This is a genomic window from Pseudomonas sp. UBA6310 (assembly GCF_002438225.1).
Classification (GTDB): Bacteria; Pseudomonadota; Gammaproteobacteria; order Pseudomonadales; family Pseudomonadaceae; genus Pseudomonas_O; species Pseudomonas_O kuykendallii.
Genome location: NZ_DJTK01000041.1, coordinates 6,797 through 15,739, shown reverse-complemented (window position 1 = coordinate 15,739; position 8,943 = coordinate 6,797). Strand labels below are relative to the sequence as shown.

Sequence of the window (8,943 nt, the reverse complement as noted above, 5' to 3'; positions counted from 1 at the left end):
CGCGCGGCGCACCCTACGGGAGGTACGTCGCTGGGCCACCCCTGCCGTAGGGTGCGCCGTGCGCACCGCGAGCTACTGCGGGGCCGTCTAGCGCAGGTTCTTGAACGCGGCCAGGGCGCGCTGGCGGCTTTCGCCGAGGTCGACGATCGGTGCCGGGTAATCCGCGCGGCCGAACAGGTCGCTGCCCTTGGCGCCTGGCGAATGGATCTGCCTGCCCTTGATCCCGGCCAGTTCCGGCACCCACTCGCGGATGAAGTCGCCGTGCGGGTCGAACTTCTGCGACTGGCTGACCGCGTTGAAGATGCGGAAGTACGGCACCGAGTCGGTCCCGGTGGAGGCGCTCCACTGCCAACCGCCGTTGTTCGCCGCCAGGTCGCCGTCGATCAGGTGGCGCATGAACCACCGCTCGCCCTCGCGCCAGTCGATCAGCAGGTTCTTGCTGAGGAACATCGCGCTGATCATCCGCAGGCGGTTGTGCATCCAGCCACAGGCAAGCATCTGCCGCATCGCCGCGTCGACGATGGGAATCCCGGTGCGCCCCTGCTGCCAGGCTTCCAGGTCCGCCGGCGCGTGGCGCCAGGGCAGCCGCTCGGTTTCCGGCTTGAAGGCCCGGTGCATGGACACTCGCGGGTAGCCGACCAGTATGTGCTTGTAGAACTCGCGCCAGAGCAGTTCGTCGATCCAGGTGGTGACGCCCGGATTGCCGCTGTCGAACTCGCCACCGTTGCTGGCCAGCGCGGCGTGCAGGCACTGCCGCGGCGAGACCACGCCGGCCGCGAGGTAGGCGCCGATGCGACTGGTGCCGGGCTGCGCGGGGAAGTCGCGTTCGACGTGGTAGTCGCCGATGTCCTCTTCGGCGAAGGCATCCAGGCGCTTGCGCGCGGCTCTCTCGCCGGCCGGCCACAGCTCGATCAGCGAACGGGAGGGCGTGGCGAAACCCTCGACCGTCTTCGGCAACGGATCACTGGCCAGCTTCATCGGCGCCTGTGCCCTGGGCGCCGGCAGGCAATGTGGCAAGGCGGCGTGCAGGCGCTGGAGGCATTGCTTGCGGAACTGCCCGTAGACCTTGAAATAGCCGTCGGACTGGGTGAGCACGCTGCCCGGGGCGAAGAACAGCTGGTCCAGGTGCCGGCGGAAGGCCACGCCGTCGGCCTTCAGCGCCTGCTCCACCGCCGCGTCGCGCGCGCTTTCGTTGACGCCGTACTCGTCGTTCACCTGCACCGCGCGGATCTCATGCTCGCGGCACAGGGCGGCGATCAAGCTCGGCGCGGTGCTCCAGTCGTCCGCCTGGCGAATCAGCAGCGGCACGTTCAGCGCGCCAAGCGCGCCCCGCAATTCGGCGAGGTTGCGCAGCCAGAAGTCGACCTTGCAGTCGGCGTCGTCATGGCGCCGCCATTGCCCGGGAGCGATCAGGTAGACGGCGATGGTCGACCCCGCGCCGAGGGCGGCGTGCAGGGCACTGTTGTCCTGCACGCGAAGGTCGCTGCGGAACCAGATCAGCTGGGACATGGAGGTCCTTATCCGGTGAAGCGCGGCGCGATGCCGCAGGGCTCAGAGGGCGTTGCGCAGGCTGAGGGTCTCGGGATGCGGCTGCATGTAGGCCTGGCGCTCGATGTAGGGATGCGGGTGCTGGCGGAAGTGATGCTTGAGCAGCGTCATCGGCACCACCAGCGGCACGATGCCCTGGCGGTACTGCTCGATCAGTTGCTGGATTTCCTGGCGCTGGTCGCTGTCCAGGTTGCCGCGCAGGTAACCGCTCAGGTGCTGCAACACGTTGCTGTGGGTGCCGCGGGTGGCGCATTTGCGCAGCGCCCTCATCAGCGCGCTGAAGTAGCGCGGGCCGAGCGCCTGCGGATCGTGCTCGCCGAGACTGCCGAGCAGCCGGCCGATGGCCTTGTACTGCACCGGGTCGGTGGCCATCAGCAGATACTTGTAGCGAGAGTGATAGCCGATGATCGCGCTGCGGGTCAGGCCGTCGCGCAGCAGCGCCTGCCATTCGGCGTAGGCGAACACGCGGGTGAGGAAGTTCTCGCGCAGCACCGGATCGTTGAGCCGGCCCTCCTCTTCCACCGGCAGGTCCGGCAGCAGCTCGGTGATGGCGGCCGCGAAGATGCCGCGCCCGCCGCCCTCCACCGGGTTGCCGTTGTCGCCATACAGCTTGACCCGGTGCAGCCCGCAGGACGGCGACTTCTGCATGAAGATATAGCCGCTCAGGCCATCCAGCTCGGCCGCCATGCGCTGGCCGTAGTCGTGCAGCGCCTGGGTGTGATCGCGAGACGGATCACGGCTGTCCACCGCGCGTGGTCCCTGGGGATGATCGACCAGTCGGATCGCCGCACGCGGAATGCCCAGGCCGATGGCGACCTCGGGACAGAGCGCGACGAACTCGACGTGCTGCGCCAGTGCCTGGCTGCACAAGCGCGACTCCTTGTGGCCGCCATTGAAGCGCACCTCGGAGCCCATCAGGCAGGCGCTGATGCCGAGCCGGGGCTTTGTCGATGCGGGAATAGCACTGGCCATATGGACTCTCCAAAGTTGTACAGGAAATTGATCGCGTACAACTTTGATCGTTCAAGAAAGCGTTCGCCAAGTCAATCCGCGACGGCCTCGGCGCCCTTCGACAACGGATCAGCGGCGGTGCTCCAGCAGCTTGCGCGCGGCTTCCTGACCGCTCAGCCAGGCACCCTCGACGCGCCCGGACAGGCACCAGTCGCCACAGGCGTAGAGGCCGAGATCGACATCCGCCAGCGTCCCCCATTGATGGGCGAGCGACGGCTTCGCATACAGCCAGCGGTGCGCCAGGGTGAACGTCGGCGCCGGCACCGCGCAGCCGATCATCTCGGCGAAGGAGCCGTGCAGGTGTTCGATGACCTGCTCCCTGGGCATGTCCAGATGCTGACGGCTCCAGGCGCTGGTGGCGTGCAGCACCCAGGTGTCGGGCTGGTTGTCGCGGCCCGGCTTGGAACGGTTGCGCGCCAGCCAGTCGAGCGGGCCGTCCTGTACGAAGCAGCCCTCCAGCCCGGTTTCCAGTGGCGTGGCGAAGGCCAGCGCGACCGCCCAGGTCGGCTCCATCGCCACCGTGGCCGCGGCCCCGGCCAGCTTCGGCGCGGCCGCCAGCAGGGCCGTCGCCTGCGGCGCCGGGGTGGCGATGATCACCGAGCTGAACGGCCCGTGGCTGCGGCCTTCGGTGTCCTGCAGGGTCCAGTTCTCCTCGCCGCGGAAGACGTCGACGATGCGGCAGTTGAACTCCACCGGCAGCGCACTGAGCAGGGCGCGGGTGATCGAACTCATGCGCGGCGTGCCGACGAAGCGAACCTGCTCGTCCGGCGAGGCGCTCAGTTGACCGTTCTGGAACTGATAGAGGCTCGGCGACCATTCGGCGACCCAGCCGCGCTGGCGCCATTGCTGCACCACCTCGGCGAAGCGCCGGTCGCGCGCGGTGAAGTACTGCGCGCCCATATCCAGCGCGCCCGCCTCGCTGCGCTTGCTGGCCATGCGACCGCCGCTGCCGCGGCTCTTGTCGAACAAACGAATCTCTTGGCCGGCGTCCAGCAGCGCATGGGCCGCGGAAAGACCGGCGAGGCCGGTGCCGATGATGGCGATGGGTGTAGTCATGAATTACCTCGTGAGCCTTCGACTGCAGGCTGGCTCCTGTACAATTTCTTGCGCTGTACAGTTTGGACACGTCTTCGCGACACAGTTCAGCCTAGAGCCAACCCGGGAACACGTCACGCGTCCATTCGCGCGACCGGGGAAATGCCGACCCGCGACCTGCCTGCGGCCCTGTCCCGCAGTCTCGATCGCCCCGATGAATTTTCTCTAGCGGTGCGGCGCGCCGGTCGCTTCGTATAATCGATGCACGACGCCACGCCTAAGGATCACGCATGACCGATCACGCCCTGTTGCTGGTCAACCTGGGTTCGCCCGCGTCCACCTCGGTGGACGACGTGCGCCGCTACCTCAACCAGTTCCTCATGGACCCTTACGTGGTCGATTTGCCGTGGCCGCTGCGCCGGCTGCTGGTCTCGCTGATCCTGATCCGCCGCCCGGAGCAGTCGGCGCACGCCTACGCCTCGATCTGGTGGGACGAGGGTTCGCCACTGATCGTGCTCAGCCGCCAGTTGCAGGAGGCCGTGCGTCCGCACTGGCCGCACGGCCCGGTGGCGCTGGCGATGCGCTACGGCGAGCCGTCGCTGGAAAACACACTGTGCCAGCTGGCCGCCCAGGGCGTGCGCAAGGTGACGCTGGCGCCGCTCTACCCGCAGTTCGCCCAGAGCACCACCACCACGGTCATCGAAGAGGCGAAGCGCGTCATCGCGCAGCTCGGGCTGGATATCCGCATGGGCGTGCTGCAGCCCTTCTTCGCCGAGCCGGAATACCTCGATGCGCTGGTGGAGAGCGCCAGGCCCTACCTGGACGAAGGCTTCGAGCACCTGCTGCTGAGCTTCCACGGGCTGCCCGAACGGCACATCCGCAAGCTGGTGAAACAGCCCAAGCACGACCTGCGCGCGCCGGACAGCAAGGGGGTCAGCGACGAAGTGCTCGCGGTCTGCTACCGCAGCCAGTGCCAGCGCACCGCCGAAGCCTTTGCCGAACGCCTCGGTTTGCGTCCGGACCAGTGGTCGGTGTCTTTCCAGTCGCGCCTGGGCCGCGACAAGTGGATCGAGCCCTACACCGAAACCCGCCTCGGCGAACTCGGCGCGCAGGGCGTCGGCAAGCTGCTGGTGATGTGCCCGGCGTTCGTCGCCGACTGCATCGAAACCCTGGAGGAGATCGGCCAGCGCGGCCAGGAACAGTTCGCCGAGGCCGGCGGCGGCGAGCTGAAGCTGGTGCCCTGCGTGAACAGCCATCCACGGTGGGTGGAGGCGTTGGTCAGGCTGTGTGAGCGGGTGGTGGTCTAGGACTGGCCGTTGGCCTGACCTGTGTGCCCGCGCCGGGGTGATGTAAATCTCGGACATCTAGGGTGGATGACGCTCTTTTCATCCACCGTTACACCGCAGGTGGATCGATGAGGCGCGATCCACCCTACGCCCCCTACCGCTCCTCCTTGACCCTGAACCAGGCCGCATAAAGCGCCGGCAGGAACAGCAGTGTCAGCGCCGTCGCCACGATCAACCCGCCCATGATCGCCACCGCCATCGGCCCGAAGAACACGCTGCGCGAGAGCGGAATCATCGCCAACACCGCCGCCAGGGCGGTCAGCACGATCGGCCGGAAACGCCGTACCGTCGCGTCGATGATCGCGTCCCAGCGGCGCTGCCCGGCGGCGATGTCCTGTTCGATCTGGTCCACCAGGATCACCGAGTTGCGCATGATCATGCCGGACAGCGCGATGGTGCCGAGCATCGCCACGAAGCCGAACGGCTGGTTGAACAGCAGCAGGAACAGCGTCACGCCGATCAGCCCCAGCGGCGCGGTGAGGAACACCATCAGCGTGCGCGAGAAGCTCTTCAGTTGCAGCATCAGCAGGCTCAGCACTACCACGATGAACAGCGGCACGCCGGCGTTCACCGAGTTCTGCCCCTTGGCCGAATCCTCGACGGTGCCGCCGACCTGTAGCAGGTAGCCATCGGGCAACTGCTCGCGGATCGGTTGCAGGGTCGGCTCGATCTGCTTGACCAGGGTCGCCGGCTGCTCGGTGCCGTAGATGTCGGCGCGCACGGTGACCGTGGGAAGGCGGTCGCGGTGCCAGATGATGCCTTCCTCGAAGCCGTACTCCAGGGTCGCCACCTGCGACAGCGCCACGCTGCGCCCGTTGCTGGTGGGCACCGCCAGGCTCGGCAGCAGGGCGAGGTCCTGGCGCTCGCGCGGGGTGCCGCGCAGGAGGATTTCGATCAGCTCGTTGTCCTCGCGGTACTGGCTCACGCTGGAGCCCGACACCGCGCTTTGCAGGAAGCTCGACAGGTCGGCGGTGGTCACGCCCAGCGCCCGCGCGCGTTCCTGGTCGACATTCAGGTAGACGACCTTGCTCGGCTCCTGCCAGTCCAGGTGCACGTTGGAGACGTGCGGGTTCTCGCGCACCTTGTCGGCGACCTGACGCGCCAGGCCGCGGACCTCGTCGATGTGCTCGCCGGACACGCGGAACTGGATCGGGTAGCCCACCGGCGGACCGTTCTCCAGGCGCGAGACGCGGGTGCGCAGGCTCGGGAACTGCTCGTTGAGGGTCTGGATCAGCCAGACACGCAGCGCCTCGCGGTCCTCGATGGACTTCGCCAGCACCACGAACTGGGCGAAGCTGGTGGCCGGCAACTGCTGGTCCAGCGGCAGGTAGAAGCGCGGCGAACCGGTGCCGACATAGGCGACGAAGTTGTCGATGCCCGGACGCTCGGCGAGCATCTTCTCCAGCCGCCGCACTTCGCTTTCGGTCGCCACCAGGGAGGCGCCCTCGGCGAGCTTGAAGTCGACCATCAACTCGAGCCGGCCGGACGCCGGGAAGAACTGCTGCGGCACGAAACGGAACAGCAGCACCGCGCCGACGAAGGTCGCCAGGGTCAGCACGATCACCGTCTTGCGGTAGCGCACGCACCAGCCGACCAGCCGCCGCACGCGCAGGTAGAAGGCCGTCGAGTAGGGATCGTGGGCGCCCTCGCCGTGCTTTTGCGCGTGGCGCTTGGCCAGGTCCGGCAGCAGGCGGTCGCCCAGGTAGGGAACGAAGACCACCGCGGCGAACCACGACACCACCAGCGCGATGGCCACCACCTGGAAGATCGAGCGGGTGTATTCGCCGGTGCCGGACTGCGCGGTGGCGATCGGCAGGAAGCCGGCGGCGGTGATCAGCGTGCCGGTGAGCATCGGGAACGCGGTGCTGGTCCAGGCGTAGCTGGCCGCCTTCAGCCGGTCGTAGCCCTGTTCCATCTTGATCGCCATCATCTCCACCGCGATGATCGCGTCGTCCACCAGCAGCCCCAGCGCCAGCACCAGCGCGCCGAGGGAAATCTTGTGCAGGCCGATATCGAAGTAGCGCATGGTGGCGAAGGTCATCGCCAGCACCAGCGGGATCGACAGCGCCACCACCAGCCCGGTGCGCATCCCCAGCGAGAAGAAACTCACCAGCAGGACGATGCCCAGCGCCTCGGCGAGCACGCGGACGAACTCGCCGACGCCGGTCTTCACCGCCGCCGGCTGGTCGGACACCTTTCGCAGCTGCATGCCCGCCGGAAGCGTTTCCTGGATACGCGCGAACTCGTGCTCCAGCGCCTCGCCGAGCACCAGGATGTTGCCGCCGGGCTTCATCGAGACCGCCAGGCCGAGGGCGTCCTCCCCCATGAAGCGCATGCGCGGCGCCGGCGGGTCGTTGAAACCGCGCTTGACCTCGGCGACGTCGCCGATGCGGAAGCTGCGGTCGCCGACGCGGATCGGGAAGTCGCGGATCTCCTCCACCGACTCGAAGCGCCCGGTGACGCGGAGCTGCACGCGGTCGCTGGCGGTCTCGAAGAAACCCGCCGAGGCGACCGCGTTCTGCGCCTCGAGCGCCTGCTGCACCGCGCTCATCGGCAGGCCGAGGGTGGCCAGCTTGACGTTGGACAGCTCGATCCAGACCTTCTCGTCCTGCAGGCCGACCAGTTCGACCTTGCCGACGTCCTTGACCCGCTGCAGCTGCAACTGGATGCGGTCGGCGTAGTCCTTGAGCACGGCGTAGCTGTAGCCGCCGCCGGTCAGCGCATAGATGTTGCCGAAGGTGGTGCCGAACTCGTCGTTGAAGGACGGCCCCTGGATGCCGGCCGGCAGGGTATGGCGGATGTCGCTGACCTTCTTGCGGATCTGGTACCAGAGCTCGGGGATTTCCACCGAATGCATGGAATCGCGGGCCATGAAGGTGACCTGGGAAAGCCCGGGACGCGAGAACGAGACGATGCGCTCGTACTCGCCGGTCTCCATCAGCTTCTTCTCGATGCGCTCGGTGACCTGGCGCGACACCTCTTCGGCGCTGGCGCCCGGCCAGTTGGTCTGGACGACCATGGCCTTGAAGGTGAACGGCGGGTCCTCGCTCTGCCCCAGCTTGCTGTAGGACAGCGCACCAACGACGGCGATCAGCAACATCACGTAGAGCACGATCTGGCGGTTTTTCAGCGCCCAGGCGGAAAGATTGAAGCCCATCGCCGCTTACTCCTTGGCTGCCAGCTTGATCGCGCGGTTGTCGCGATCCACCGGACGGATCTGCTGGCCTTCGCGCAACACCTGCACGCCAGCCGCCACCACCCAGTCGCTGGCCTTGAGGCCCTCGAGTACCGGAACCAGGGTTTCGCCGTAGGCGCCGATGCGCACCGGCGTGCGTTTCAGCGTGGCGGTCTGCGGGTCGACCCGCCACACGAAGGGCGCGCCGTTCTCCGCCGACAACGCCGACAGCGGCACCGCCAGGGCCTGGGCGACGCCGGTGCTGGCGAACACCCGGGCACTCTGGCCGAGCTCGGCGGGAACCGTGCCGACGTCGAAGGCGACCCGTGCCGGGAAGGTGCGCGACTGCGCGTCGGCGGCCGGCGACAGCTCGCGGATGTGCGCCGGGTAGCGCTGGCCGGGCTGCGACCAGAGCTCCACCTCGATCGGCTGGCCGATGCGGAAGCGCTCGAAGGCGTGCTCGGGCAGGTTGATCGCCACCTCGCGCTCACCATCCACCGCCAGGCTGAACAGCGTCTGCCCGGCGGAAACCACCTGTCCGACATCGAAGCGCCGGCTGGCGATCACGCCGTCCTGCGGCGCACGCAGCACCGCGTAGCCGGCCTGGTTGTTGGCGACGTTGAACTCGGCGCGAATCTGCCGCAGGCGAGCCTCGGCGGAAAGGAAGCCGTTATGCGCGCTGTCGTACTGCGAGCGGCTGACCATCTGCCGGTCGAGCAGGCGCTGATAGCGCTCGCGCTCGGCCTTGGCCAGTTGCAGGTTGGCCTCGGCGGCGGCGACCTGCGCGCGGCTGGCGTCCAGCTGCAGGCGCACGTCCTGCGGGTCCAG

Annotated in this window: 6 protein-coding genes; 1 reads left to right on the top strand and 5 read right to left on the bottom strand. The window is 67.9% G+C overall.

The annotated features are described in order from the left end of the window. Nucleotides 1-87: 87 nt before the first annotated feature. The 3 genes from phrB to B3E91_RS09505 all read right to left on the bottom strand — a co-directional run bounded on the left by phrB (nucleotide 88) and on the right by B3E91_RS09505 (nucleotide 3,615). On the bottom strand, nucleotides 88-1,509 hold the full coding sequence (gene phrB / locus B3E91_RS09515; protein ID WP_287029216.1) for a deoxyribodipyrimidine photo-lyase: 1,422 nt from the start codon (nucleotides 1,507-1,509) through the stop codon (nucleotides 88-90). A 42-nt stretch (nucleotides 1,510-1,551) separates the two neighbouring features. Further along, nucleotides 1,552-2,520 carry a YbgA family protein gene (locus tag B3E91_RS09510; RefSeq protein ID WP_287029214.1) on the bottom strand — a complete coding sequence of 323 codons (969 nt, stop codon included), beginning with the start codon at nucleotides 2,518-2,520 and terminating at the stop codon, nucleotides 1,552-1,554. Nucleotides 2,521-2,628: 108 nt separating this feature from the next. Next, entirely contained in the window at nucleotides 2,629-3,615 is a 987-nt protein-coding gene (locus B3E91_RS09505; protein ID WP_287029213.1) for an NAD(P)/FAD-dependent oxidoreductase, read from the bottom strand. 269 nt (nucleotides 3,616-3,884) lie between these two features. Here B3E91_RS09505 and hemH point away from each other — a divergent pair, with 269 nt between their 5' ends. Next, nucleotides 3,885-4,901 (top strand): ferrochelatase, encoded by a 1,017-nt coding sequence (gene hemH, locus B3E91_RS09500; RefSeq protein ID WP_287029212.1) that lies wholly within the window; start codon nucleotides 3,885-3,887, stop codon nucleotides 4,899-4,901. A gap of 133 nt (nucleotides 4,902-5,034) precedes the next feature. Here the strand turns inward: hemH and B3E91_RS09495 are convergent, their stop codons facing one another. Both B3E91_RS09495 and B3E91_RS09490 read right to left on the bottom strand, forming a co-directional pair. Beyond that, on the bottom strand, nucleotides 5,035-8,097 hold the full coding sequence (locus B3E91_RS09495; protein ID WP_287029211.1) for an efflux RND transporter permease subunit: 3,063 nt from the start codon (nucleotides 8,095-8,097) through the stop codon (nucleotides 5,035-5,037). A gap of 6 nt (nucleotides 8,098-8,103) precedes the next feature. Next, the coding region (locus B3E91_RS09490) for an efflux RND transporter periplasmic adaptor subunit (protein WP_287029210.1) at nucleotides 8,104-8,943 on the bottom strand (840 nt) is incomplete at its 5' end.

Bases quoted from the DNA above. Each gene is read 5' to 3' on its own strand.
- B3E91_RS09495 (WP_287029211.1), bottom strand. From the start codon at position 8,097: ATGGGCTTCAATCTTTCCGCCTGGGCGCTGAAAAACCGCCAGATCGTG.
- phrB (WP_287029216.1), bottom strand. From the start codon at position 1,509: ATGTCCCAGCTGATCTGGTTCCGCAGCGACCTTCGCGTGCAGGACAAC.
- B3E91_RS09505 (WP_287029213.1), bottom strand. From the start codon at position 3,615: ATGACTACACCCATCGCCATCATCGGCACCGGCCTCGCCGGTCTTTCC.
- hemH (WP_287029212.1), top strand. From the start codon at position 3,885: ATGACCGATCACGCCCTGTTGCTGGTCAACCTGGGTTCGCCCGCGTCC.
- B3E91_RS09510 (WP_287029214.1), bottom strand. From the start codon at position 2,520: ATGGCCAGTGCTATTCCCGCATCGACAAAGCCCCGGCTCGGCATCAGC.